The sequence below is a fragment of the Pedobacter sp. BAL39 genome, assembly GCF_000170795.1.
Taxonomy (GTDB): domain Bacteria; phylum Bacteroidota; class Bacteroidia; order Sphingobacteriales; family Sphingobacteriaceae; genus Pedobacter.
In genome coordinates, this window is sequence record NZ_ABCM01000015.1 from 79704 (window position 1) to 105284 (window position 25581).

A 25581-nucleotide genomic window follows, 5' to 3' on the forward strand; every position below is an offset into this window, starting at 1 on the left:
ATCAGAAATTTGGCGCCTACAAAATTACATCGTGGAATTAACCTTAATAGAGAGTTGCTTGCTCGGCTCATTGATCTTTTGCTTCCTTATTCAACTTTATTTCAGCCTATTTGTGCACCTCAGACTTGCCCGATATACCGTGGAAGAGGTTCCTCAGACTGCCCTGAAACCCCTGAGCGTCGTCATCTGCGCCCGCAATGAGGCGGAAAACCTAAAGCGCTACCTGCCGCAGGTAATGGCACAGAATTATCCTGACTTTGAAGTGGTTGTCGTAAATGACCGTTCCTGGGATGGTACCCGCGAACTTCTGGAAGAGTTTGCCAAACAAGATAAACGACTCAAAGTCGTGACGATCTCTGAAGGGGAAAAGTTTATCGCCGGAAAGAAGTTCGCTGCCACCATGGGAATCAAAGCAGCAAGCAACGAGTGGCTGGTATTTACTGATGCAGATTGCGTGCCGGCATCGGAAAACTGGCTTCTTGGGATGCAGGCGCCTGCTGATGATCAGATTGCGATCGTCCTTGGGTACTCTCCATATCTTAAAAAATGGGGTCTTCTCAATGCGCTCATCAGGTTTGAAACGTTCTTTACTGCGGTCAACTATCTTTCTTATGCCATTAAGGGAATGCCCTACATGGGTGTTGGCCGTAATATGGCCTATAAAAAGTCGCTTTTCTTTAAAAATAAGGGCTTCGCAGCACACATGCACATCCCTTCTGGTGATGATGATCTTTTTGTAAATGCAAATGCCAATCCCACAAATACCGCCATCAGGATCAATAAGGAGGCACATGTATGGTCGGAACCGAATACGAGTTTTTTCGCCTACCTGCGTCAGAAAAAGAGACATTTCGGTGCCGGTAAGCTCTATAAGCGCAAACATAAGTTCATCCTTTCTACACAGATCATCTTCCAGTTTCTCTTTTATGCTTTTCTGGCTGCAGCTTTCTGTATTAAAACCTTGTTATTCCCTACTGCGGTAATCCTGTTGCTCAGCATCGTCATCCGCTGCTTCATCTATCCCCGCATCCTCAAGCGCCTGAACTATGGTGACCTGCGCTGGTTTTTCCCGATCCTGGACATTCTATTGTTCATTTTCCTTATGTTTAATGGCTTTCTGTCTATATTTGTTAAAAAAGTAAAGTGGAAATAAACTCATCCTTAATACAAAAATATTTTAAAGACCTGACTGCCCAGCAACTGGAGCAGTTTGGTCAGCTGTACGAACTGTATAGCTTTTGGAATGCCCAGATCAATGTCATCTCCAGGAAAGATATCGATGAACTTTACATCCGGCATGTCCTACACTCCCTTGGGATCGCCAAATTCTGTTCCTTCAAGCCTGGAGAAACTGTCCTTGATGTGGGTACCGGCGGCGGATTCCCAGGGATTCCTCTTGCTATCCTGTTCCCTGAGACTCAGTTCCACCTGGTCGATTCTATTGGAAAGAAGATTAAAGTAGTTACTGAAGTGGCTGCCGGCCTGGGCCTCAACAACGTAAAAGCCAGTCATCTGAGAGCGGAACAGGTAATGGAAAAGTATGATTTCGTCGTCTCAAGGGCGGTAACACGACTCATCGACTTCTATCCGTGGGTGAAAGGCAAGTTTAAAAAAGACTCCAAAAATGCCATCCCTAATGGTATTCTATACCTTAAAGGGGGAGACCTCACTGAAGAAATCGCCGAAACTAAACTTAAAGCGGAACTATACCCGCTGTCGGAATATTTTGAGGAAGATTTTTTTGAGACAAAATATGTCGTTTATATCCCCTGCTAAATAACATTCCGTTCAAAAGTTGTAAATAAAAAAAGTTCAAACTCCTTTTCATCCTCAAATCTTCGCTGAAGGGCGAATATTTGGATGTGTTCAAAGGAATTTGAACTTTTTTTGCAACCGGCACAATCTCTCTCCAGACAAAGGCAAGGTGGTTAAAAAGGGAATGGGGTATAGCTGGTTTTTTTTCGTGTATCCGGTGCAGCTGGTCTTTTTTTGTATATAAGAGGGGATTAAAATGCACAGGTCTTTTGTTTTGTATGTTTAAGGGGGATGTGCAGTACAGCTGGTTTTTCGCTTTGTGTATTAAAAGGGGATAAAGTACAGCAGGTCTTTTGTTTTGTATCTTTAAGGGGGATGCAGTACAGCTGGTTTTTATTTTGAAAGTTTTCAGGGTAGTCTGATTGTGTTGTGTGCTTGTTAGGAGGCATTTGGACGTTTCTTGTGTTAAAATGTTTTTCTTTTTAGTTTGGTTTTGTTGCGCAATAAGCTATAGGTTAGCTTATGGGTATGATTAAAAAGATTGCGTTAACGCTGATAAAAAATGTAGGACATGTTACGGCTAAGGCTTTATTAAGCCATTTTGGAAGCCCGGAACGGATATTCGAAGCCAGTAGGGAGGAGCTGATGGAGGTGCCCGGGGTCGGGATGCTGACTGCCAGGGAGATTTTAAGTAAGGCTTCTTTCCGGATTGCGGAACAGCAAATGGCTTTTATTGGGCGGAATGGGGTTCGGGTACTGTTTTATACGGATGATGATTATCCAAAGCGTCTTAGAAATTGCGATGATGCGCCGGTATTGCTGTATTACAAGGGGAATGCAAACCTCAACAGGCCGAGAATGATTAGTGTGGTCGGCACCCGGAACGCGACGGAGTATGGGCGGCAAATCTGCAGGGAGCTTGCAGTAGCCCTGGCGCCTTATGATGTGACTATTGTCAGCGGTATGGCTTATGGCATTGACATCGCAGCCCACCAGGAAAGCCTGAATGCTAATGTTCCGACCATTGGGGTACTCGCGCATGGCCTGGACCGCATTTATCCCTCCGGACACTTTGGCGTTGCACAGAAGATGATTGCTGATGGTGGCCTGATTACTGAGTTTCCGCTGTTTACCAGTCCTGAAAAAGAGAACTTTCCTAAAAGAAACAGGATCATTGCGGGGATGACTGATGCAACCATTGTTGTGGAAGCGGCGGCAAAGGGTGGGGCGCTCATTACCGCGGATATTGCCAATTCTTATGCCCGGGATGTATATGCTTTTCCTGGAAGGACAACGGATCGCAGCTCCTCGGGATGCAATTTCCTCATTAAAACGAACCAGGCAGGACTCATCAGCTGCGCGGAAGATCTGATACATAACCTGGGCTGGCAGCCTACAAGGTCAGTGGAGAAAGCCAAAGCGACGCAGGTACAGCTTCCCCTGGATTTGCTGCCTGAGGAACAATCGTTGATGGGCTGCCTCGCTAAGGGACCGCTGGATATTGATCAGATTGCCCTCAAAATTGCGCTTCCGCAAAGTAAAATTGTACTCCATCTGCTAAACCTGGAAATGAATGGCCTGATCACAGCCCTCCCCGGAAAAAGTTACCGCATTTCCTGACACTGATTTTATTTTTTGCCTTATAAAAGATTGTTATTAAATCTATTGGGTTACTAGGTTAAAATGTTATTTTGTTTGTGTTTCTTTTTCGATATTATATTTTGAATATTTATTTGTAAATAGAATTCTTAGCTACATTTTGTATTTTTGCTTTATGTGGTACAATAACATTTTGGAAACCATCGGCAATACGCCACTGGTAAAATTGAATAACATTACGAAAGACATTCCGGCAACGGTACTGGCTAAAGTGGAAACCACCAACCCTGGAAACTCCATCAAAGACCGTATGGCCATCAAGATGATTGAAGATGCCGAGCGAAGCGGAAAGCTGAAACCGGGAGGCACAATCATCGAAGGGACGTCCGGAAATACCGGGATGGGACTGGCCATGGCCGCCATCATCAAAGGTTATAAATGTATTTTTACGACAACCGACAAGCAATCTAAGGAGAAGGTAGATGCGCTGCGCGCATTTGGTGCGGAAGTCATCGTATGCCCCACAAATGTGGAACCTGAAGACCCAAGGTCTTACTACTCGGTATCTTCCCGACTGGAACGTGAGGTACCCAACTCCTGGAAACCCAATCAATATGATAACCTTGCCAACTCTCAGGCGCATTATGAACAGACAGGCCCTGAAATATGGGCCCAGACAGAGGGTAAGATCACACACCTGGTGGTAGGTGTGGGTACGGGTGGAACAATCTCTGGTACAGGTAGATATCTGAAAGAGCAGAATCCTGATATCAAAGTTTGGGGAATAGATACGTATGGCTCCGTGTTTAAGAAATATAAGGAAACTGGCATTCTTGATAAAAATGAAATCTACCCTTACATCACTGAAGGGATTGGTGAAGACTTCCTTCCTAAAAACGTGGATTTTGACATCATTGACCTCTTTGAAAAGGTGACCGACAAGGATGCGGCACTCATGACACGCGATATCGCCCGCAAAGAGGGGATCTTCGTAGGTAATTCTGCCGGATCTGCCATTGCCGGACTGCTTCAATTGAAAGATAAACTGAAGCCTGAAGATATCGTGGTGGTCATCTTCCATGACCATGGCAGCCGCTATATGGGTAAAATGTATAATGAAGACTGGCTCAGGGAACGTGGATTCCTGAAGGATCAGAAACTGACAGCCAAGTCGATCATCGCCAAAAAGGAAAGCACCGAAATCATTACCATTGATTGCGAGAAAACAATCCTGGAAGCCATTAATAATATGAATACGCTGAACATTTCACAAATTCCAGTGACCCAACAGGGAATGGTGGTGGGCAAGCTTGCTGAAGGGGATATCCTTAAAGCACTCCTTGAAAACCCAGCCCTGAAATCGGCCCCGGTGAAAGAAATCATGTCGCCGACTTTCCCCTTTGTAGACCTCAATACGTCGATAGACCGCATTTCTTCACTCATCAATAAAGAGAACAGTGCGGTGTTGGTCGAAGATGAGCAGGGTAAAATTGAAATCATTACACAGTATGACATCATCAATGCGATCTCAGGTTAAGCTCCTGAGCTTGCATGTGTGCTGTGATAAAGAAAAGTCCCGGATGTGCTCCGGGACTTTTTTATGTTCTGAGCTTTTGTATTGTAGCTCATTAATTCGGTTACGGTTTGTGTTGATTAGTGACTTGGAGCCGAGACTTCCACACGCGTAATCTGAGCACCCAAAGCACGTAAACGTGTGTCTATATCCTGGTAACCGCGCTCAATCTGTTCTATGTTGAAGATGGTCGACTTACCCTCTGCGGATAAAGCCGCAATCAGCAGGGATACGCCGGCACGGATGTCCGGAGAGGTCATGCTGATACCACGTAACTTATAGTCCTTGTTGATGCCGTTTACTGTGGCACGATGCGGATCACAAAGGATGATCTGTGCACCCATGTCAATCAGCTTGTCGACAAAAAACAGCCTGCTTTCGAACATTTTCTGGTGGATCAATACTGATCCTTTTGCTTGTGTGGCCACTACCAGCACAATGCTAAGCAGGTCAGGGGTGAAGCCTGGCCAGGGTGAATCTGCAATGGTCAGCATCGATCCGTCGATAAATGACTCAATTACATAGTGTTTCTGAGAAGGGATATAGATGTCATCACCTTTCAGCTCAAACTTGATACCCAGCTTTCTGAATACTTCGGGGATGATGCCCAGCTCCTGGTAACATACATTTTTGATGGTGATCTCCGACTCGGTCATGGCAGCAAGGCCAATGAAAGAGCCAATTTCAATCATATCCGGTAACATCCGGTGTTCTGTACCGCCCAGTTTCTCCACACCTTCAATGGTCAGGAGGTTAGAACCTACGCCGCTGATCTTCGCACCCATGCGGTTCAGCATCTTGCATAGCTGCTGTAAATAAGGCTCACAGGCAGCATTATAAATGGTCGTTGTGCCTTTCGCCATCACCGCAGTCATGACAATGTTTGCCGTACCCGTTACGGAAGCCTCATCCATCAGGATGTAAGCGCCACGCAGGTTGGTCGCATCAACGTTAAAAAATTCTTTCTTAGGGTCGTATACGAATTTAGCACCCAGCTTCTCGAATCCCAGGAAGTGGGTATCCAATCTTCTGCGTCCGATCTTATCACCTCCCGGTTTAGGGATGGCTGCTTTTCCAAATCGTGCAAGCAATGGCCCAACGATCATAATTGAGCCTCGGAGGCTACCTCCTTTAGACTTGAAGATTTCAGACTGGAAAAATTCAAGGTTGATGTTTTTCGCTTCGAAAGTATAGGTATCCTTATTGATGCGCTCAACAGTCACACCAAGATCGCCAAGCAGTTCGATTAGTTTATTTACATCTTTTATATCAGGGATATTGCTGATGGTGATTTTCTCTTCTGTCAGCAATACTGCCGATATGATTTGCAGGGCCTCATTTTTGGCACCCTGGGGATGAATTTCGCCTTTTAACTTTTTTCCGCCAATGATTTCAAATGCGTTCATGTTTGTATTAAGCTGTGTAGTATATAAGATTGGTAAGAATTAGTGTCTTTGCTTAGCGTTGTTATTGTTGCGTTGGGGACGGTTGTTGTTGTTGTTATTGTTCTGACGTCCTTTGTTGTTATTGTTGTTTCTGCCGCGGTTGTTGGTGTTGGCAGGACGGGTCACCACTGGTTTAAATTCTACTTTGGCCAGATTTACATTGTCGTCGAGTTGCAGCTGTCCGCCAGATAGTTCACGCAGGTTTTTAAGGATGGTTTCATCAGCTACACTGTCTTTGTTCCAGGTCACGTAGGCCATCTTCATGAAGTTGGCAATGCCCTGCACCATCGCTGCCCTGCGCTCAGGTTCCTCTACTGCTTTCGCTTTTTCAATCATCACCTCTACAGTTTTGCCATAGTGTTTATAGGTGATCCTTTGCTGCGGATAGCCAATGTGCTCCGGTTTTACCAATGCTGCCTCCGGAGTAGGTTTCGGATAAGGACTGTCTACATCAATCTTGTATCCTGAAATGATGTGCAGGTGATCCCAAAGTTTATGCTTAAAATCAGCCACATCACGCAGGTGAGGGTTTAAAAAGCCCATCAGGTCTATCACCGCCTGCGCATATTTGTTGCGCTCTTCAAGATCTGGCAGCTCGATAATGTACTTCACCATGTTTTGTACATTTCGGCCATACTCGGCCAGAATGAGCTCATTTCTTGTGGTATTGTAATCGAAATTCATCTGTATACTTTAATACTTTTAATTCTTTTTTGCTTAGTCCCCTGTGCAGGACCGGGCCCTTCCGGGCGTAATGCGCAATCATGGCGCTTAAATAACTTTATATCAGGGATTGCCGATACAGGAAGATAACGACAATAATCCCAATTCTACATAAAATGTTTGATATTATTTTTATTTACAATTGTAAATGCCGAGCAAACACAGTGCCTTAATTGTGGAAACATTCCGCGCAAATATAATGCTTATTTAACAATACGCAACTTAGCAAATTTTAATAATAACTGCTTATTACCCAGACCCTGGAAAAATACGGTAGCTTTCACATCCGGCAGTGTGCCTTCAAGGCTCACGATCTTACCAAAACCGAATTTCTCATGCTCCACATCCATACCATTCTGAAAGGCATTTGCTGCATCAGGCGTAAACCCTGGTGTAGGTACATGCGCCTTTGGTAGCATGGTGGTGGTCTTTGGCCTCGGTGCAGTGGAAGTGCTGCTTCCTGATGCTGAAGCAGGTTTTGGCTTGCTGAACGTATCACGCTGCTGCGACCAGCTTTTGCGCTCCGACTGGAAACTGTCTTCACTAAGTGTGCTCTTTGCAGGTTTGACCACCTCAATTTCAAGGTAACGGGCATTGATCTCGTCAATGAAGCGACTCGGCTCGCAGTTCGTCAGCGTACCCCATCTGTAACGCGAGGTGGCATAAGTCAGCGTCAGTTTCTTTTCTGCACGTGTTACGGCAACATAAAACAACCGGCGCTCTTCTTCAAGGTCAGTTCTTGAATTCAATGACATCTGCGACGGAAAGAGATTTTCCTCCAGTCCGACAACAAACACGTTCTTGAATTCCAGACCTTTAGATGAGTGGATAGTCATCAAAGATACTGTGTCTTTATTCTTGTCGTCACCGCCTTTGTCATCATTCGTCAGCAGGGCAATGTCCTGCATAAATACCGCCAGACTGCGGTCTTCAATATCTTCACGCTCGCCAAACTCCTTGATACCATTCAGCAGCTCCTGAACGTTTTCATGTCTGCCGCGCCCTTCGTCGGTAGTATCAGAGTGCAGCTCCTTCAAGATTCCGGAATGTTGTGCGATATATAAAGCCGTTTCATAAGCATCCAGCTTTTTAGCCTCGGCGGCAAAGCTCTGGATCATCACGGCAAAGTCGTTCAGCTGATTGGCAATCCTGCCTTGTATATATTGCTGCGGATTGCAGATCACCTGCCACATGGTCGTGTCATGCTGGTCGGCCGCAACCAGAATTTTCTCTACAGTAGTGTCGCCAAGTCCTCTTTTAGGGTAGTTGATCACCCTTTTAATGGCTTCCTCATCCGCAGGATTGAAGGTCAGCCTAAAATAGGCAATTAGATCCTTGATCTCCTTACGTTGATAGAAGGATAGTCCGCCATAGATCTTATAAGGTACATTTAATTTTCTTAAAGCCTCCTCCATTGCCCGCGACTGGGCATTGGTGCGGTATAAAATGGCAAAGTCGTTGTAATTGTATCCCTTGGAACTGCGTTCCTGTACGATGGCCTCAGCGACAATTTTACCCTCTTCATTGTCGGTAAAGGCACGTTGTACCTTAATCCTGTCGCCAGACTCATTGTCGGAAAATACGTTTTTCTCCAGCTGGTTTTTATTGTTGGCGATGATGCTGTTTGCAACTTCCACAATATTCTGTGTGGAACGGTAGTTCTGCTCCAGCTTGTAGACCTTCAGGTCAGGATAATCACGTTCAAAGTTTAGGATGTTCTGGATGTTGGCACCACGGAAGGCATAGATACTCTGCGCATCGTCACCCACCACACAGATGTTCTGGTAGGCAGCAGCCAGTTTTTTCACAATCGTATACTGCGAAAAGTTGGTATCCTGATACTCATCCACCATCAGGTATTTGAATTTCTGCTGATATTTATTCAACACATCAGGATGGTTCTTCAGCAGCACATTGGTCTTGAACAGTAAATCGTCAAAGTCCATCGCACCTGCTTTAAAACACCTTTTGGTATAAGTTTCATAGATGACACCCAGCAGGGGGCGTTTGTTGGCCACATCTTCTGCCTGGATCTCCGGGTTTTCCATATACTCAAAATGAGAAACCAGGTTGTTCTTCGCTGAGGAAATCCTGTTGTGCACAAAGTTGGCATTGTATAGTTTGTCGTCCAGCTGCATCTCCCGCAAAATCGCGCGGATGAGGCTCTTGCTGTCGTCACTGTCGTAAATCGTAAAATTAGAAGGATAACCGATCTTCTCCGCTTCGACCCTCAATATCTTGGCAAACACGGAGTGAAAGGTACCCATCCAGATGTTCTTGGCCTCAGGACCAATCACATTCATAATCCGCTCACGCATGTCTTTCGAAGCTTTGTTCGTAAAGGTGAGCACAAGGATGTTAAAAGCATCAACTCCTTTCTCAATCAGGTGTGCTACCCTGTAGGTAATGACACGGGTTTTTCCTGAACCGGCACCTGCAACAATCATTGCTGGTCCCTGGGTGTTTTCTACTGCTGCGCGTTGTTGGGGGTTTAATCCTGCTAAATAATCCAAAATCCTGTGTTGTTCTGCTTTTAAAAGGTATTGTTAGTGAGTGATGCCTGATCGCTGTCGTATAGATTACGAAATTGGCATGCTCCACAAAAATAGGAAATCTTCAGCTGAAACAGGGAATAGTTTGCCAGCAATTTATCAACGCAGGCGATGTTTGTCGCAGCGAGGGCTGTTTCCTGGCCGGAAGCGTGTTTCCTATGAGAAGGATCTTTGTCAGGTTGAGGAAATCTTTACCTCAGCGATGACAAAGATTTTCATTTTCGACTACCTCCAACTAGTTTAAATTTTCTAGTTTTAACCCTTCAAATCATAGCGGCATTTTTGCCCTAAAATCATATTGTTATGGAAGAGATCAAAAAATATGTTGAAGATAACAAACAGCGATTCCTGGATGAGCTGTTTGAACTGCTACGTTTCCCTTCAGTAAGTGCTGACCCTCAATACAAAGGTGATGTGTTGAAAACTGCTGATTTTGTAGCGCAGAAGCTGAAAGACGCCGGTGCCGATAAAGTTGAGGTCTGCCAGACCGCTGGTTATCCAATTGTATATGGCGAGAAAATTATCGGTGAAAAACTGCCTACTGTTTTAATATATGGACATTATGATGTGCAGCCGGCAGATCCGCTGGAGCTTTGGCACACCCCACCCTTTGAGCCTACAGTGCGCGATGGTAAGATCTATGCCCGCGGTGCCTGTGATGATAAGGGACAGTTTTACATGCATGTAAAGGCCTTTGAACTGATGATGCAGACCAACACCCTTGCCTGCAACGTGAAGTTCATGATCGAAGGCGAAGAGGAGGTAGGCTCTGCCAATCTTGGCATCTTTGTCAACGCCAATACGGAACGCCTGAAAGCTGATGTGGTGCTGATTTCTGATACCTCCATGATCAGCATGGAAAACCCCTCTATTGAAACAGGTCTTCGTGGCCTGGCCTACATGGAGGTGGAAGTGGTAGGTCCCAACCGTGACCTGCACTCTGGTGTGTACGGCGGCGCAGTGGCTAATCCCGCGACGATCCTTTGTAAGATGATCGCCTCCCTGCATGATGAAAACAACCACATCACCATCCCTGCGTTTTATGATAAGGTAGCGGAGCTTTCTGATGAGGAAAGAAAAGCATTAAATGAAGCTCCATTCGATCTGAATGAGTATAAGGAAGACCTGGACATCAACGCGGAGTGGGGCGAAAAAGGTTATTCTACCCTGGAGCGTACCGGCACAAGGCCTACGCTGGAAGTAAACGGCATCTGGAGCGGTTACATCGGAGAAGGTGCTAAAACGGTCCTCCCCTCAAAGGCAAATGCCAAAATCTCCATGCGCCTGGTACCCAACCAAAGCTCAGAAGAAATCTCGGAAATTTTTGCTGAACACTTCAAAAGCATTGCGCCCGACTATGTAAAGGTGAAAGTAACGGCACACCATGGTGGCGAGCCTGTAGTGACCCCTACAGATAGCACCGCATACCGCGCTGCGGAGCAGGCAATCCTGGATTCCTTCGGTAAAAAGCCAATCCCCACAAGAGGTGGTGGTAGTATCCCTATCGTTGCCTTGTTTGAAAGTGCTCTCGGTATTAAATCGGTGCTGTTTGGCTTTGGCCTCGACAGTGATGCGCTGCATTCTCCGAATGAGAAGTATGACATCTTTAACTACTATAAAGGAATCGAAACATTGCCGCTGTTTCACAAGTATTTCGCGGAGCTGAGCAAAGCCTAATAAGAACGCTTTCATCAGCATCAAAACACCTGATTGCCTGTTAACCTCAACCCTTAACAGGCAATTTTTTACTCAATCTACACCTTCAATACTATCCCTATGCCTCCTTTAGTGCCACCAAAACCTCCTGCTCCAAGAAAGACCAATTCCTCCCGGAAGCCGTCTGCCAGTGGACGCAAGCCTGCGGCGCGAAAGAGAAATGCCAAAAAGAAAGGTATGGCTATGGAATGGAAGTTTGCAATTGCCGGACTGCTGCTCATCCTGCTGTCGCCATTTTACTATGGCTACGTCATCAAAGGCTTCAGTTCCACGTGGAGGTGGATTGCCGATTGGGGTGAGGATCCGAACTACAGGACCTACAGCAGCTTCAACATCAAGATCCCGAAAAAATACAGCATTCATGGTATTGATGTTTCCTACTATCAGGGGAAGATCGACTGGAAGCAGGTGAAACAGATGAAGGAAGATGATGTCCAGGTGCATTTCGCTTTCATCAAAGCTACTGAAGGGATGTTCAGCGTGGATCCATACTTTCAACGCAACTGGCGCGAAGCTGCAAAAGCAGGCATCGTCTGCGGCGCTTACCATTTTTTCAGACCCCAGAAATCGGGAGAATGGCAGGCAAAGTTCTTCCTGCAGACCGTGAAATTTGAGGAGGGCGACCTTCCTCCCGTGGTCGACATTGAGCAGCTCAACGGCGCTTCCCCGGAACAGATGAGGCTCGAGCTACAGGTATTCCTGACCTATGTAGAGCACAATACCAAAGTGAAACCCATCATCTACTCCGGTCTTACCTTTTATAAGGATTACCTGAAAGGATACTTTGATGAGTATCCGCTATGGATCGCCCATTATTATAAATCTGAACTGAAGCTGAGCGAGAATACCAAATGGTTCTTCTGGCAGCATTCTGATAAGGCCAAGATCTCTGGCATCAACCATGTCGTCGACTTCAATGCCTTTAAAGGGGATAGCACGGCCTTCGAGGCCATGAGGATTCAGGATTAAATCCTCCAGGATTCGCATTCGTCAAGAAAGGCCGGGTCTGCATCGGCGCCTATGCCCGGCGCCTCAGGGACGTCAAGGATAAAGCCTTCGTAGCTCATCCCTCCAACAACAGGATCAATCAGGTGCCCCAGCATGCAGGTGTCGAGGTCAAAAAATACAATGTTTGGCGCCGATAAGGCAAAGTGTAGCTTTGCTGTTGCCGCAAGCCTGCTTTCCAGCATGCCGCCCATCATGCATTTCATCCCATGCTGCAGTGCCACCTCGTGGATTTTCTGTGCCTCCAGGATCCCACCTGATTTAGAGAATTTGATGTTCAGGTACTCGCATGACCTGCTATTGATCAGCCGCCGTGCGTCATGATGGTTATAGCAGCTTTCATCTGCCATGATGGCAATGGGGGAGTTCAGCTGCAGCTCCGGCAGGCGGTCATCATACCAGCTGCGCATCGGCTGTTCACAAAATTCAATGTCGTACTTTGCCAGGGCCCCCAGCCCATAAAGGGCGTCGTCAAAGCTCCATCCCTGGTTGGCATCCAGCCGGATTGTCATCATGCCGCCCACTGCAGCCCTGATTTGTGCTACCCGCTCAATGTCTTCATGTATATCCTTTCCCAGCTTCACTTTCAGTATGCTGCAGCCTTGGGCCTGATAGTGCTGCGCCAGCTGTGCCATCTTCTCAGGGCTGCTGATGCCAATGGTCATGTCGGTCTCCACTTTTTTTCTGTTTCCCCCAAGAAACTGGTACAGCGGCTGCCCTGCATGTTTGGCCGCAAGGTCGAACAAGGCCATGTCAAAAGCGCTCTTAATGGTCGTATTGCGGTCGGCATAACCGAGCAGATCATTCATCCGCCCAGGGATGTCAAGTGGATCTTTCCCCGGCAACAACTTCGCAAACTCCCGTGCCATCACCAGGCAGGTGTCCTGGTTTTCGCCTACAATCATCGGAAAAGCCGAACATTCACCCAGGCCGTACAGTCCGTTATCGGTATGGATCCTGATCAGCACATTCTGTGCGAAATGCATCGTGCCCGTAGCAATGACAAAGGGCTCCATAGGAATGCTAAAACGGTAGATTTCGGTGTGGGTGATCTTCATAATCTGCTTCGCTAGGTTTTTAAAGATCATGATATTATTACAATATTCCATCGTAACCAGTCGATTTTCTGCTGCTATTTTTACCTTTATGTCATGAATCCGCAACCGAATAAACTCATCAATGCGTCCTCTCCATATCTTTTGCAGCATGCTTATAACCCTGTGCAATGGCAGGAGTGGGGGCTGGAAGCATTGGAGCAGGCAAAAAGGGAAAACAAACTGATCCTCGTCAGCATTGGATACTCCGCATGTCACTGGTGCCATGTGATGGAGCGGGAGAGCTTTGAAAATCATGAGGTGGCAGCGGTAATGAACCAGCATTATGTATGTATCAAGGTCGACCGTGAGGAAAGACCGGATATTGACCAGATCTATATGCTGGCCATCCAGCTGATGACTGGTAGCGGGGGATGGCCACTGAACTGCATCTGCCTCCCTGATCAGCGCCCTGTCTATGGAGGTACTTATTTTAAAAAGGACGACTGGACCAGCATACTGGAAAATGTAGCTGCGCTCTGGCTGCATGAACCTGACAAAGCGCTTCAGTATGCCGACAGGCTGACGGATGGCATCCGCAATGCGGAAAAGATCATCCCGAATGAGAAGAAAGAACCTTACAACTATACCCACCTTCGCGAAATCACAGACCCCTGGAAGCGGGAGCTGGACATGACAGATGGTGGCTACAACCGCGCACCGAAGTTCCCAATGCCCAACAACTGGCAGTTTCTGCTCAGGTACAGCCTGCTGACCGGTGATAATGCCACGCATGTTGCTACCCTGCTTAGTCTCGAAAAGATGGCCCTGGGTGGGATCTATGATCAGATTGGGGGTGGTTTTGCCCGATATTCCGTGGATGGCCGATGGCATGTCCCACATTTTGAAAAAATGCTATATGATAATGCCCAGATGATTGCGCTCTATGCGGAGGCTTACCAATATACCCAACTGCCGCTGTTCAATTCTGTGGTCGCCGAAACCATCGGCTGGATGGCGAGGGAAATGCGATCCCCAGAGGGACTATTTTATGCAGCCCTGGACGCCGACAGTGAGGGAGTGGAGGGTAAGTTTTATGTATGGGACGAGGAGGAATTTGAGGTGGTGACACAGGGAGATCATCTCCTTATGAAAGCGTACTATCAGGTGACTTCTTCGGGAAACTGGGAAGAGGAGGAAACCAACATCCTGATGCGCCGGTTTGCTGATGAGGACTTTGCAGCTCAGCAGGGCATCACTTTGGAGGAGCTTGATCTGAAGGTCAGCGCTGCAAGGGAAAAGCTGCTTGAACATCGCAGTAAAAGGGTAACACCAGCGCTCGACGACAAGTGTCTGCTCGCCTGGAATGCCATGGCCATTAAAGGCCTCGCCAGTTGCGCCTCTGTTTTTGGGCGACAGGACTACTATGAGATGGCGAGAACAGCAGCAGATTTTATCCTGCAACCGATGCAGGAGCAGGACGGCCGACTGTACCGCAACTTCAAAAACGGTAAAGCGACGATTTCCGGATTTCTGGACGACTACGCCTTCTTTATCGATGCACTCATCGCCCTGTACCAATATGATTTCGATGAACAATGGTTATTGGAAGCCCGAAAGTACGCCGAAACGGTGCTTGGGCAATTCGCAGATCCCGACAGCCCAATGTTCTTTTATACGCCTTCGGGTGCAGAAAGCCTTATCGCCCGCAAACATGAACTTATGGATAATGTGATCCCTGCTTCGAACTCGGTAATGGCGCAGAACTTACACCTGCTGGGTCTTCTGTTTGATGATGACAGTTATACGGAGCGCGCCTCGGCCATGCTTGCCGCGATACAGCCACAGATCAAAACCTACGGTTCAGCCTATTCCAACTGGGCGATACAGCTGCTCAATGAGGTCTATGGCATCAATGAGATTGCCGTTACAGGTACAGCTGTTAAAGAGGTGGTTACGGAACTGAATAAACACTACATCCCTAACAAAATCTTGCTGGCGGGAACAAATTCGGACCTTCCATTGTTAAAAGATAAGCAAAGCTTAGAAACAAAAATCTATATTTGCCGAAATAAAGTATGCCAGTTGCCAGTGAGTTCGGTTAAGGAAGCATTAAAGTTAATAACTAAAATAACATCATAATGAGTATTAAACCCAACACAGTAGTGTCATTAACGTACGAATTGCATACGACTAATGAAGAAGGACAACAAGTTTTTGTAGAGAAAGCAGATGAGCAAAATGCATTGGTTTTTCTGTATGGAACAGGAATGATGTTGCCAAAATTTGAAGAGCATCTGGCTGGCTTAAATGTTGGTGATGAATACGGTTTTGAACTTACTGCCGCTGATGGTTACGGTGAAATTGATCCGGGAGCGTATGCAGATCTTCCTAAAGATATGTTTAAAGAAGTGGAATTGCCTTCAGTAGGTGATGTCATTCCTTTGCAGGACAACCAGGGTAATCATTTCAGAGCAGGTGTTACTGCTGTTGGGGAGGAGACTGTTTCAGTAGATTTAAACCACCCTATGGCTGGAAAAGACCTGATCTTCGCAGGAAAAATTCTTGCTGTTCGCGAGGCGACTCAGGAAGAGCTTGCTCATGGTCACGCACACGGTGCTGATGGTCACTCCGGTCACTAGTCAGTAAACGTTATACACAAAAAAACCGCTTGTCAGCTATTGACAAGCGGTTTTTTTATTTAACAACCATGCATTATGATGGTGTCAGTAATTTAATAGTGGCTGAATACTATTGAACTTTGCTACTGTTGCACTTCTCACAAATGCCGTAGGCGGTCGTGTTAATGGTTTTTGCGGTATATCCCGCAGGCATTTTGACTTTTGGTGCATTCACCTCTAAACAGTAAATTTTAGCACAGCTCGTACAGTTGAAGTGCACGTGCTCATCATGATGGTGGTCTTCGGTGCAGGAGGGAGAGCAGATGGCATAGTTTGCCGTTCCGTTCATGTCCATAATCCTGTGCAGGATACCCTTATCTTCATAGATGTTCAAAATCCTGTAAAGTGTCACCCGGTCGATTTCCTTCCCAAGTTTCTTCTCCAGTTCAGGCTGCGAGATCGCTGCAGTATCCAGCGCTATCTCCTCCAACACCCGCACACGTTGTTTTGTGTGCTTGAGCTCGTGTTCCTTCAGTATGGCCGATGGATCTAGTCTCATGATTATATAGTTTTTGAATTCACCAGCGAGATGGGAGGGTTATCCATCGCATTGCCTGCGCTCAGCTTCAGCGTTCCTTTTACCACTATGGTTTTATAAGTAAATTTAATCGGCTCTGCCATCTCAACCAGCACCATGATGGGAACCCCGTTTTTTCCGCAGTAAAAACACTGGTTGATGGGTAAGGTCGACAACATGAACTTCGTTTGTTTCATACCGTCTTTGATCGGCACAATGTACCCTTCCAGCTCAAAGGGCTTGTTGGCGTGTTTCTTGATCTCCGGTGTAAACACAGGAAGCATCTCCGTATCCTTCACGATCTTGAAGTCTACACCACCTACAACATCCCAGTTGTCAGACATGATCTGGTCATCCGGGTTGTGCTGCGCCTGCGCAGCAAATCCTGTGAATAGTAAAATGGCTAAAAATAATCTCTTCATCATCTCTGGTTCTTTAATATGTTCATGGCCGGTGATCTACAATTGCCGGCCGGCAACTTAATTCTTTGATAAAATCCTTGAAATGTCTGAGCGGTATGCCTGTATTGCAGGGATTATAGCTGCAAATATACCAATAGCAAGGCCAGCAACAAACAAATAAATCTCCTCATTCAGGAATAGGAAGCCTGTAAGCTTCGCCTGACTGCTTTCCTGGTAGCTGCCGATCAGCTGTAGCGCAAAATGACCCAGCGCCAGACCAACTACTGTACCGGCAAGTGTCAGCATAATGCCCTCGGCGATCACAATAACGAACAGCTTGCCACGGGAAGCCCCCAGGATACGCATCACTGCAAGATCGTACTGACGTTCCTTCAGCGAGTTGTAGAGGTTTACAAATACACTGACCGCCGCAATGAGCATGATCAGTATGGCAAACCACTGCAGGGTGTCCACACCAACGCCAATCAGCGAGAAGAGCCTCGTACTTTCCTGTGCGGGAGAGGCCGACTGCATATTGGTGGTCTCATTGACCATTCGTGGAAAGATCGCCACAGACATCGGTGAACGGTACTGGATCAGAATCGAAGTCAGTTCTTTATCGTCATCTGTCTCCGGCTTGTGATCCGCATGGTGATGACCTTCATGTTTCGCATCATCGTGCTCCTCATGTTCGTCATGCATCTTCCAGACGCTGGCAACATTGGTCAGGATCAGGTTATCCGCAACATTTCCCTGTGGGGCGATGATCCCGGTAACCGTGTACTGATGGCTTTTATGCACATCTGAGCTGCTGCTCAAACCATGAGCCCCGTAAAACTTGTCGCCAACCTTCAGCTGCTGGCTCTCAGCAACGCTGCTGCCAATTGTGGTCTCAAAATCATTGCTCCAGAATTTTCCTTGAGCAAGTTTCAGCTTGTACAGTGCCACAAAGTTTGTGTCGGTACCTACAATGCGGCTGCTGTTGTAATTATCACCCAAGGCCAATGGTACGGCACGTTTCACAAAGGGACTGCGCATCAGTTCTTTTGCTTCTTTCAGAGGGATATTGCCGGTGGGGAAGTCAATGTAATAGATGCTGCTGAGGATGAGTTGCAGCGGACTTCCCTTGGCACCAACTACCAGGTCAATATCTTTGGAGTTGTTGTCCAGCTTTCCGGCAATCTGGCTGGAAGCAAGGATCAGGATGGTCAGGATACCCGTGCCGAAAGCAATGAGCATGATGTTTAAGGCCGACGAAAGGGGTTTTGACCAAAGGCTTTTCCAGCTGATTCTTATCGGGCTCATATCAGTTCGTAAGTATTTGTAAATGCATCTTTAACTCTTTTGTCGTGCGTAGCCACCACCAGGGTTGCCTGATTGGCCCCCGACTGCTCCATTAACAGTTTCAGTACCGCCATCGCATTGTGATCGTCCAGACTGGAGGTAGGCTCATCGGCAATCAGCAGGGTCGGTTTGTTGATGACTGCCCGCGCGATGGAAACCCGTTGTAGCTGTCCCTGACTTAAGGCATGTGGATAAGCATGTTTTTTGTCGGCAATGCCAAGGGCAGTCAGCACTTCTTCAATGCGCTTGTCATCTTTTGCCAAACCCGCAAATGTTTGTGCGAGCGACAGGTTTTCGGCGATGGTAAGACTCTTGATGAGGTGCGGACGCTGAAAGATGATGCCGATGTGCCGGCCGCGGAACTGGTCCAGCGCCCTGCCGGTCAGGCTGTAGATTGACGTATCCTTTATCAGCACCTCACCCTTTGAAGGCTGTAAGATGCCGGTAAGGATGTGCAATAAGGTCGTCTTACCACTACCGGATGCACCGAGCAGCAGCCACTGGTCGCCGTCATTGATCTGCCAGTCGCGGAAACTGATCTGCTTACCGCCCGGATATTGATGGCTGACTGATTGTATTGAAATCATATATGTTATCTTTTTCTAAGCCCTGTATACGCCGGTTCACATCTGACTAGGAATCCGGCATTAACGTTTAGTGCGGCTTTTTAAATATTTTAAGTAAAGCTGCTTTGTATCCTGTTGCTGATGTTTGCATCCTGGATTGAGCAGGCTCACAAACAGCAAAAGTACACCGAATATTATTTTATTGTTGACCATGATAGTAAAGTATTTGCTATGATGTTGTTATTTTTACCCCGACCGGCCCTAGTGGGCCGAAATCCTGTTATAAGTGCTTGCAAAGCCGGGTGTAACGCCAGTTGACCAGGTGTGCTGCGGCAATGACAACACCACCGAGCGGAATCAGTACAGCCTCAAACTCATGGAGGAGGTAGTGTCCGGTAGCAATCAATGCAAAACCTGCAAGTAGAATGGCAACGGGTAAAGCCTTCCTGTGCCGGGGATAGGAACTGCCCAACGACCAGATACCGACAACAAGGGAAAGTCCGATCATGGTCATTTCTACCCAGCTATCAGCCAAAAAACCAAGCCCCCACAAAGGCAGCATCGTGATGATAAAAGGAAGCGCCGCGCAGTGTACAGCACAGGCTAGTGAGGCGGTGATGCCCAGGTGATCTAATTTTTTGCTCATTTATGCGATTTGTAAAAGTAAATGCTTCTTCGGAAGCAGCCGGAGGCTTTCGTCCATGCCGCTGCAAATATACACGCAATATTGTTGCATTTAAAATCTAGGTTTGTAAGTTTGCAACTTAATTGCATTAAGATGAGAAAAAGATTACCTGTAACGGTGTTGAGTGGTTTCCTTGGTAGTGGGAAGACCACATTGCTAAACCACATCCTGCACAACAGGCAGCAACTGAAGGTGGCGTTGATTGTCAATGACATGAGCGAGCTCAATATTGATGCCCGGACGGTAGGGCAGCAGGCGCAGCTATCGCGCACAGAGGAAAGGCTGGTGGAGATGAGCAATGGCTGCATCTGTTGCACGCTGCGTGAAGACCTCATTGCGGAAGTCGCGGAGCTGGCCAGGGCGGATAAATTTGACTACCTCATCATTGAGAGCTCGGGAATTTCGGAGCCTGTCCCGGTCGCCCAGACTTTTAGCTATGTCGATGAACAGATGGGCATCGACCTTAGTCGCTTTAGCCGGTTAGACACGATGGTAACGGTGGTGGACTGTTTTAATTTTAAGAATGACTTCGGTACCAATGAGCTGCTCAGGGATCGCGACTGGGTAGATGATGCTGCCGACAGACGTACTATTGTCAACCTGCTCACCGACCAGATTGAGTTTGCGAATGTTATCCTCCTAAATAAAACCGATCTGGTAGATGCCGACGACCTGCGTCTGATCAGGGCAGTGGTTCATAAACTCAATCCCTCAGCCCGTTTGCTGGAAACCTCTTTTGGACAGATTGATCCCAGCCAGATCCTTGATACGGGACTTTTTGATTTTGAGCAATCCTCCCGGTCGGCAGGCTGGATCAGTGAACTACAGCACATTCATGTCCCCGAAACAACGGAGTATGGCATCAGCAGTACAGTTTTCCGGGCAGCCCGACCTTTTCATCCGGAACGGCTATGGCGTTACATGACTGATGACTTTCCTGCAAATGTACTGCGCACAAAAGGCTTGTTCTGGCTGGCAGCGTTGCGCGACCATGCGCTGAATTTCTCACAAGCTGGTGGATCACTCCGAATCGACAGTGCCGGCACCTGGTGGGCAAGCATGCCCCTGGATCAGCGCCTACGCTATGAAGATTATGTGCTGAACCAGAAAGAGATAGAAAACAAATGGGATCCACGCTTTGGCGATCGTCTGAATGAGCTCGTGTTTATCGGTCAGGACCTTGATCCGGTACTCCTGAAAGCGGAACTGGAAAACTGTCTGCTTGATGAGGCAGAGCTCCTGGTTTATGCGGCTAATGGACATTTTAACAACCCATTTGACCAAATGTTGTAGGCCCCGCATGCGTAAAAAGCAGTTCTAAATCCTCGATGTCGTTATAAGTTGCTATAATCGCGACTAAAAAAAACGGGCATCTGGTTGACAGGTGCCCGTTTTTTTTTTAGTTGAGTTAAACTGTTATTATTTATACATTTCGGCTCTCAGAGCTGCAACATCAGCACTGGTGATGTATTCGTCATACGTCATCATTTTATCAATGGTTCCTCGTGGCGTCAGTTCGATAATCCTGGTCGCTACGGATTCTGTCAGCGCATGATCTCGCGAAGTAAACAACGCTGTTCCCTTAAAGTCTTTCATCCCGTTGTTGAGGGCGGTGATCGACTCCAGGTCCAGGTGATTCGTTGGCTCATCAAAAAGTAAAAGATTGGCATGTCTCAGCATCATTTGCGAGAACATACAACGCATTTTCTCACCTCCGGAAAGGACCTTTACATTTTTTAGTACCTCTTCACCGGAAAACAGCATCCTGCCAAGGAAACTCCTGACAAACTGTTCATCCTGATCGGTACCGGAGTACTCACGCAACCAGTCTACCAGGTTCTCATCTTTGTTTTCAAAATAAGGCGTATTGTCGTTCGGGATATCGGCAACGTTGATCGTTACCCCGAATTTAAATTCTCCGGTATAGTTTTTTTCTCTTTCCGTTAATACATTGTAAAAGGCCGTTGTGGCCAGGCTATTTTGCGACAGCACGGCAATTTTATCACCCTTATTTACCATGAAGCTGATGTTTTTAAACATCACCTCACCATTCAGTGTGCAGGATAGGTTTTCCACCTGCAGGATCTGGTCGCCAGCCTCTCTGCCCAGGTTATTGAACAGGATGGCAGGATATTTCCTGCTGGAAGCCTTGATTTCCGAGATATCGATTTTATCGAGAGCTTTCTTACGGGAAGTCGCTTGTTTCGACTTAGAAGCATTCGCACTGAATCGCTGAATAAACTCCTGAAGCTCCTTTACTTTCTCTTCCAGCTTTTTGTTTTGATCACTGCGTTGTTTCAGGGCCAGCTGACTGGATTCATACCAGAAAGAGTAATTACCGGAATAAATATTCATTTTACTAAAGTCGATATCGACGATATGCGTACATACCGCATCCAGGAAGTGCCTGTCGTGGGAAACTACCAAAACAATGTTCTGGTAATCAGCAAGGAAGTTTTCCAGCCACGCAATGGTATCGATGTCCAAATCGTTGGTAGGCTCATCCAGCAACAAGATATCCGGGTTACCAAATAAAGCCTGAGCAAGTAACACACGTACTTTTTGATTACCATCAAGCTCCTTAAGTTGTTTGTAGTGATGTTCTTCCTTTATGCCAAGGTTGCTGAGCATGGTCGCTGCATTGCTTTCCATATTCCATCCATCCATTTCTGCAAACCTGTTTTCCAGTTCTCCGGCACGCTCACCATCTTTATCAGTGAAGTCTTCCTTCATGTAGATGGCATCCTTCTCCTTCATGATGTCATACAATTCTTTATGACCCATCATGACCGTTTCGATCACTGTAAACTCATCAAACTCATAGTGGTTTTGCTTTAACACCGCCATACGTTCTCCAGGGGTGAAAGCAACACTGCCAGTGGTCTGGTTCACTTCGCCCGAAAGGATCTTTAGAAATGTAGACTTACCTGCACCGTTTGCCCCAATTACGCCATAACAGTTGCCATGGGTGAATTTTAGGTTTACATCTTCAAATAAGGTACGCTTTCCATAGCGCAGGGATAAATTAGAAACTGAAATCATATTGATGAAAAATAAGCCGCAAAGGTAGGCATAATTTATTAAAGCATATAGGACATCAGCAGGGTAACGCAGTTCAGGACTCAATAACCTTATCGCATCACCAGCTAATATGCGACTAAATTTAAATATGCTTTGATTGTGTTTTAAATAATATTTGAAAAGAAGTTAATAGGGCAAAATGACTATTCAAGGTATGATTAATAACTACTTATCAAATAAAAAAAATACAATTAATTCTAGTGTTGACTTAGATCTTGAATAGAATATTCCTATATTGGGTTAACATTAATTTTAGATCAATATTAAACTTAAAATCGTCTCATTATGGCAATAGGTAAAGGCCCAAATGGCCAATTCATCGGAAAATCTGGAAATATAGTATCTTATATGCTGAATGGTCAGTACGTAAGCAGGACAATTGGTGCCTATAATGGCAAGCCCACCATCAGACAAAAGGCTAACTTTCAGGCGATGTCTTTAACCATGGACTTCCTGCGGCCAATTAAGGACTTCGTTAAGGTAAGTTTTGGCCTTGAAGCCAGTGGGACGACAAAAAATGCGCATAATTTGGCGACTTCCTATATTAAAAAGAATGCAGTTCAGGGAGAATATCCGAATTTAAGTATTGACTACAGCAAGGTCATCTTGAGCAATAGCAATGGTCGGGTGCCTGTGGCTAAGGATGTTCAGATCACAAAGACCGAGGAAGGGGTGATTGTCAGCTGGGATCCCGGGGAACGCGACTATTACCGTGGCCGCGGTGAGGACAGCGCCATGATTGTGCTCTGTTTTCCGGGGCTTCGAGATAGCAGAATGTATTTTAATGCGGCAAAAAGAAGTGCAGCTAAGTTTTTTATTCCCCTGAGCAAAAAACTGCTTGATCACCCTATGGAAACCTTTATGTGTTTCAGGTCTGCTGATGCGACAGAAATTTCGGACAGTATGTACGTCGGTAACCTGAACGGACAGGCTGAAACTGCACAGGATAAACTGAACAAGAAGAAATATATGGAGGTAAAAACACGTTTTGATGTTGTGGAGGCCAGTTATATGGCACGCATAGCGGCGGAAGACGGGGCGTTTCCGGATGATAAGGCTTTCAGGATCTTAATGAAGGAATATGAGGTGCTTCAGGAAAAACTGCGTACGATGCCTGGAAAGCCCGAATGAAAAACATTATTTTCGTGTTCAATCTGATGTAAATTGATTAAACAGGAATTGATCAGTCACCTTGCCGCATCACCCGGCGGTAAAATGGCTGCCTTACTTAATGGTATTGCAGAGGTTCAGTTTGCTGACCTTAGGGACGAACGCAGCTGGAAACTTCGGCCGGAGCAGGAATCGCCCTCGAAGAAAGGTCAACCCTTCACTTTGAGGGATGTGCTCGACCTTAGCATGGGTGCCGACAAGGAGATGGCTTTCCGCGCTGCATGGCTGCTGGAACAATTAACAATTGTATATCAGGGTTTTACGGTAGTTTTTGAGCTTTTCCTCGAAGGTCTGCCACAGCTCAGAAATCATTCTGTGATGCGCCATTACGGCAAGATTTTCGCCTGCGCTACAGGCAAAAATGCGCCGGAAGGCTTACGCATGCTGCTGCTTTCAAAGGATCTGAACGCCGAAGCTGAGTTGTTCTTCGGCTGGCTCATCGAAGAGGCTACACCCGTTGCGGTAAAAGTACATGCCATGCAGTCGCTGGCCAACCTTGCCCCACGTTACGCCTGGATAAAGGAAGAACTTCTGGAAACGATCGCTTACCTGGAGTCAAGGGAAAGTATTGCCTTCTTTGCCCGCGCGAGGCAGATTCGAAAGCAGTTGAAAAAGCTTTAGTGGTCAACTGAAAAAGGCTTAACTTTGCCTGAATTGAACACAATGCCACTATGGAAAAAGAAATAGACATCCTTACTCATATCATAAAAAGAAGACGCAGTATCTTCCCTGCGAGTTATACCGCTGAAGAGATTCCTGTTGAACAGATCCAGCAGGTGCTGGAAAGTGCAAATTATGCGCCTACACACAAACTGACCGAGCCCTGGCGCTTCGTTGTATTCAGACAAGCAGGTAAATTAAAACTCGCTGAAGAGCTGGCACGATTGTACAAAGAAACCACACCTACGGATAAATTCCTGCAAAAGAAATACGAGAGCATCCTGGAAAAAGCAGCACAGTCCAGTTGCATCATTACACTCAGTGCCCATCTGAACAGTGATAAAATCCCGGAATGGGAAGAGCTGGCGGCGTTGGCCTGTGCAGTACAGAATATGGCACTTACCGCTGAGGCATTGAATATTGGCGCTTACTGGAGCTCGCCCGGCATGATCTCCGATCTTAACGGCTTCCTGGAGATGGGGGCGCAGGACAAATGTTTCGGTTTGTTTTACATGGGATACCACAATGATGTTCCCCGTGAAGCGAAAAGAACACCTATTGAAGACAAAGTAAAATGGGTGGAATCGTAATGGAAGAGATCAAAAATTTGCTATTTGAACACTGCCTGGAGTTTATCAATAAAAGAATCCAGACAGCAGATGTTGCCCTTGCACAAGCCCGTGAAGCTAGTAACGATGATACAAAAAGTAGCGCCGGGGATAAATTTGAAACCACCAGGGAGATGATGCAGCAGGACATCAGCAGGAACAAAAGCCTGCTCATGGATGCACAGCAAAACCTGCAGCTGCTCAATAGCGTAAAGGAAGTTCCTGCAGGCGACCGGGTAAGGAATGGAAGCCTGGTATATACTGACCAGGGTGCCTTTTACATTAGCATCAGTGCAGGGCAATTGACGATAGGGAAAGAGGTGTTTTTTGCGGTCTCTGCGGCATCCCCGATCGGGCAGCTGCTGATGGGTAAAAAAACAGGAGACAGTTTTACCTTTAATGGTAAAACGTATCTCCTGAAATCCATCCTCTGATTAATCGGAATTTATAGGATTGCTGATACCTG

23 protein-coding genes are annotated in these 25581 nt (G+C 46.5%); 13 read left to right on the top strand and 10 right to left on the bottom strand.

Features of this window, described 5'->3' with window-relative positions; genetic code table 11:
- Positions 1-31: 31 nt before the first annotated feature.
- From PBAL39_RS17660 to PBAL39_RS17680, 4 genes are all read left to right on the top strand, one after another.
- The gene (locus tag PBAL39_RS17660) at positions 32-1153 is read left to right on the top strand and encodes a glycosyltransferase (protein WP_157274088.1); all 1122 of its coding nucleotides are present in this window, start codon (positions 32-34) and stop codon (positions 1151-1153) included.
- Positions 1144-1776, top strand: a complete 633-nt coding sequence (gene rsmG, locus PBAL39_RS17665) for a 16S rRNA (guanine(527)-N(7))-methyltransferase RsmG (RefSeq protein WP_008244047.1) — start codon at positions 1144-1146, stop codon at positions 1774-1776. The genes PBAL39_RS17660 and rsmG overlap by 10 nt, the downstream gene beginning before the upstream one ends.
- Before the next feature lie 507 nt (positions 1777-2283).
- Positions 2284-3375 (top strand): DNA-processing protein DprA, encoded by a 1092-nt coding sequence (gene dprA, locus PBAL39_RS17675; RefSeq protein ID WP_369750747.1) that lies wholly within the window; start codon positions 2284-2286, stop codon positions 3373-3375.
- Positions 3376-3529: 154 nt separating this feature from the next.
- Entirely contained in the window at positions 3530-4891 is a 1362-nt protein-coding gene (locus PBAL39_RS17680) for a pyridoxal-phosphate dependent enzyme (protein ID WP_008244050.1), read from the top strand.
- Between the two features lie 116 nt (positions 4892-5007).
- Here the strand turns inward: PBAL39_RS17680 and murA are convergent, their stop codons facing one another.
- The 3 genes from murA to PBAL39_RS17695 all read right to left on the bottom strand — a co-directional run bounded on the left by murA (position 5008) and on the right by PBAL39_RS17695 (position 9608).
- Positions 5008-6333 (bottom strand): UDP-N-acetylglucosamine 1-carboxyvinyltransferase, encoded by a 1326-nt coding sequence (gene murA / locus PBAL39_RS17685; RefSeq protein ID WP_008244051.1) that lies wholly within the window; start codon positions 6331-6333, stop codon positions 5008-5010.
- A 39-nt stretch (positions 6334-6372) separates the two neighbouring features.
- The gene (locus PBAL39_RS17690; protein ID WP_008244053.1) at positions 6373-7056 is read right to left on the bottom strand and encodes a DUF4290 domain-containing protein; all 684 of its coding nucleotides are present in this window, start codon (positions 7054-7056) and stop codon (positions 6373-6375) included.
- Positions 7057-7298: 242 nt separating this feature from the next.
- Positions 7299-9608, bottom strand: a complete 2310-nt coding sequence (locus tag PBAL39_RS17695) for an ATP-dependent helicase (protein WP_039867005.1) — start codon at positions 9606-9608, stop codon at positions 7299-7301.
- Positions 9609-9950: 342 nt separating this feature from the next.
- On the opposite strand from PBAL39_RS17695, the gene PBAL39_RS17700 reads away from it, so the two are divergent.
- Both PBAL39_RS17700 and PBAL39_RS17705 read left to right on the top strand, forming a co-directional pair.
- Positions 9951-11324, top strand: a complete 1374-nt coding sequence (locus PBAL39_RS17700; RefSeq protein ID WP_008244057.1) for a dipeptidase — start codon at positions 9951-9953, stop codon at positions 11322-11324.
- Positions 11325-11423: 99 nt separating this feature from the next.
- Complete coding sequence (locus PBAL39_RS17705; RefSeq protein WP_008244059.1) at positions 11424-12332, top strand: glycoside hydrolase family 25 protein; 909 nt, start codon at positions 11424-11426, stop codon at positions 12330-12332.
- Here the strand turns inward: PBAL39_RS17705 and PBAL39_RS17710 are convergent.
- Positions 12329-13426, bottom strand: a complete 1098-nt coding sequence (locus PBAL39_RS17710) for a mandelate racemase/muconate lactonizing enzyme family protein (RefSeq protein WP_039867028.1) — start codon at positions 13424-13426, stop codon at positions 12329-12331. The genes PBAL39_RS17705 and PBAL39_RS17710 overlap by 4 nt on opposite strands.
- Before the next feature lie 93 nt (positions 13427-13519).
- On the opposite strand from PBAL39_RS17710, the gene PBAL39_RS17715 reads away from it, so the two are divergent.
- Both PBAL39_RS17715 and PBAL39_RS17720 read left to right on the top strand, forming a co-directional pair.
- Positions 13520-15544, top strand: a complete 2025-nt coding sequence (locus PBAL39_RS17715; RefSeq protein WP_008244064.1) for a thioredoxin domain-containing protein — start codon at positions 13520-13522, stop codon at positions 15542-15544.
- Positions 15544-16044 carry a peptidylprolyl isomerase gene (locus PBAL39_RS17720; protein ID WP_008244065.1) on the top strand — a complete coding sequence of 167 codons (501 nt, stop codon included), beginning with the start codon at positions 15544-15546 and terminating at the stop codon, positions 16042-16044. Before PBAL39_RS17715 ends, PBAL39_RS17720 begins: the two co-directional genes overlap by 1 nt.
- 109 nt (positions 16045-16153) lie before the next feature.
- Here the strand turns inward: PBAL39_RS17720 and PBAL39_RS17725 are convergent, their stop codons facing one another.
- The 5 genes from PBAL39_RS17725 to PBAL39_RS17745 all read right to left on the bottom strand — a co-directional run bounded on the left by PBAL39_RS17725 (position 16154) and on the right by PBAL39_RS17745 (position 19557).
- Complete coding sequence (locus PBAL39_RS17725) at positions 16154-16582, bottom strand: Fur family transcriptional regulator (protein ID WP_008244067.1); 429 nt, start codon at positions 16580-16582, stop codon at positions 16154-16156.
- A gap of 2 nt (positions 16583-16584) precedes the next feature.
- On the bottom strand, positions 16585-17025 hold the full coding sequence (locus tag PBAL39_RS17730; RefSeq protein WP_008244069.1) for a hypothetical protein: 441 nt from the start codon (positions 17023-17025) through the stop codon (positions 16585-16587).
- 54 nt (positions 17026-17079) lie between these two features.
- Entirely contained in the window at positions 17080-18306 is a 1227-nt protein-coding gene (locus PBAL39_RS17735) for an FtsX-like permease family protein (RefSeq protein ID WP_008244071.1), read from the bottom strand.
- A complete protein-coding gene (locus tag PBAL39_RS17740; RefSeq protein ID WP_008244073.1) occupies positions 18303-18932 on the bottom strand; it encodes an ABC transporter ATP-binding protein in 630 nt (209 codons plus the stop codon). Before PBAL39_RS17740 ends, PBAL39_RS17735 begins: the two co-directional genes overlap by 4 nt.
- Before the next feature lie 259 nt (positions 18933-19191).
- Positions 19192-19557 carry a MerC domain-containing protein gene (locus PBAL39_RS17745; RefSeq protein WP_008244082.1) on the bottom strand — a complete coding sequence of 122 codons (366 nt, stop codon included), beginning with the start codon at positions 19555-19557 and terminating at the stop codon, positions 19192-19194.
- A 132-nt stretch (positions 19558-19689) separates the two neighbouring features.
- Here PBAL39_RS17745 and PBAL39_RS17750 point away from each other — a divergent pair, with 132 nt between their 5' ends.
- Positions 19690-20889 (top strand): GTP-binding protein, encoded by a 1200-nt coding sequence (locus tag PBAL39_RS17750; protein ID WP_008244084.1) that lies wholly within the window; start codon positions 19690-19692, stop codon positions 20887-20889.
- A 126-nt stretch (positions 20890-21015) separates the two neighbouring features.
- On the opposite strand, the gene PBAL39_RS17755 is transcribed toward PBAL39_RS17750, so the two are convergent.
- Positions 21016-22638, bottom strand: a complete 1623-nt coding sequence (locus PBAL39_RS17755; RefSeq protein WP_008244086.1) for an ABC-F family ATP-binding cassette domain-containing protein — start codon at positions 22636-22638, stop codon at positions 21016-21018.
- Positions 22639-22962: 324 nt separating this feature from the next.
- On the opposite strand from PBAL39_RS17755, the gene PBAL39_RS17760 reads away from it, so the two are divergent.
- Genes PBAL39_RS17760 through PBAL39_RS17775 form a run of 4 tightly spaced genes read left to right on the top strand, consistent with a single transcriptional unit; the run spans position 22963 to position 25549 of the window.
- Positions 22963-23808 carry a DUF6266 family protein gene (locus PBAL39_RS17760; protein WP_008244088.1) on the top strand — a complete coding sequence of 282 codons (846 nt, stop codon included), beginning with the start codon at positions 22963-22965 and terminating at the stop codon, positions 23806-23808.
- Positions 23809-23841: 33 nt separating this feature from the next.
- Complete coding sequence (locus tag PBAL39_RS17765) at positions 23842-24468, top strand: hypothetical protein (protein WP_008244090.1); 627 nt, start codon at positions 23842-23844, stop codon at positions 24466-24468.
- A 50-nt stretch (positions 24469-24518) separates the two neighbouring features.
- Positions 24519-25097, top strand: a complete 579-nt coding sequence (locus PBAL39_RS17770) for a nitroreductase (protein WP_008244091.1) — start codon at positions 24519-24521, stop codon at positions 25095-25097.
- The gene (locus PBAL39_RS17775; protein WP_008244092.1) at positions 25082-25549 is read left to right on the top strand and encodes a hypothetical protein; all 468 of its coding nucleotides are present in this window, start codon (positions 25082-25084) and stop codon (positions 25547-25549) included. Before PBAL39_RS17770 ends, PBAL39_RS17775 begins: the two co-directional genes overlap by 16 nt.
- The last annotated feature ends 32 nt before the right edge of the window (positions 25550-25581 follow it).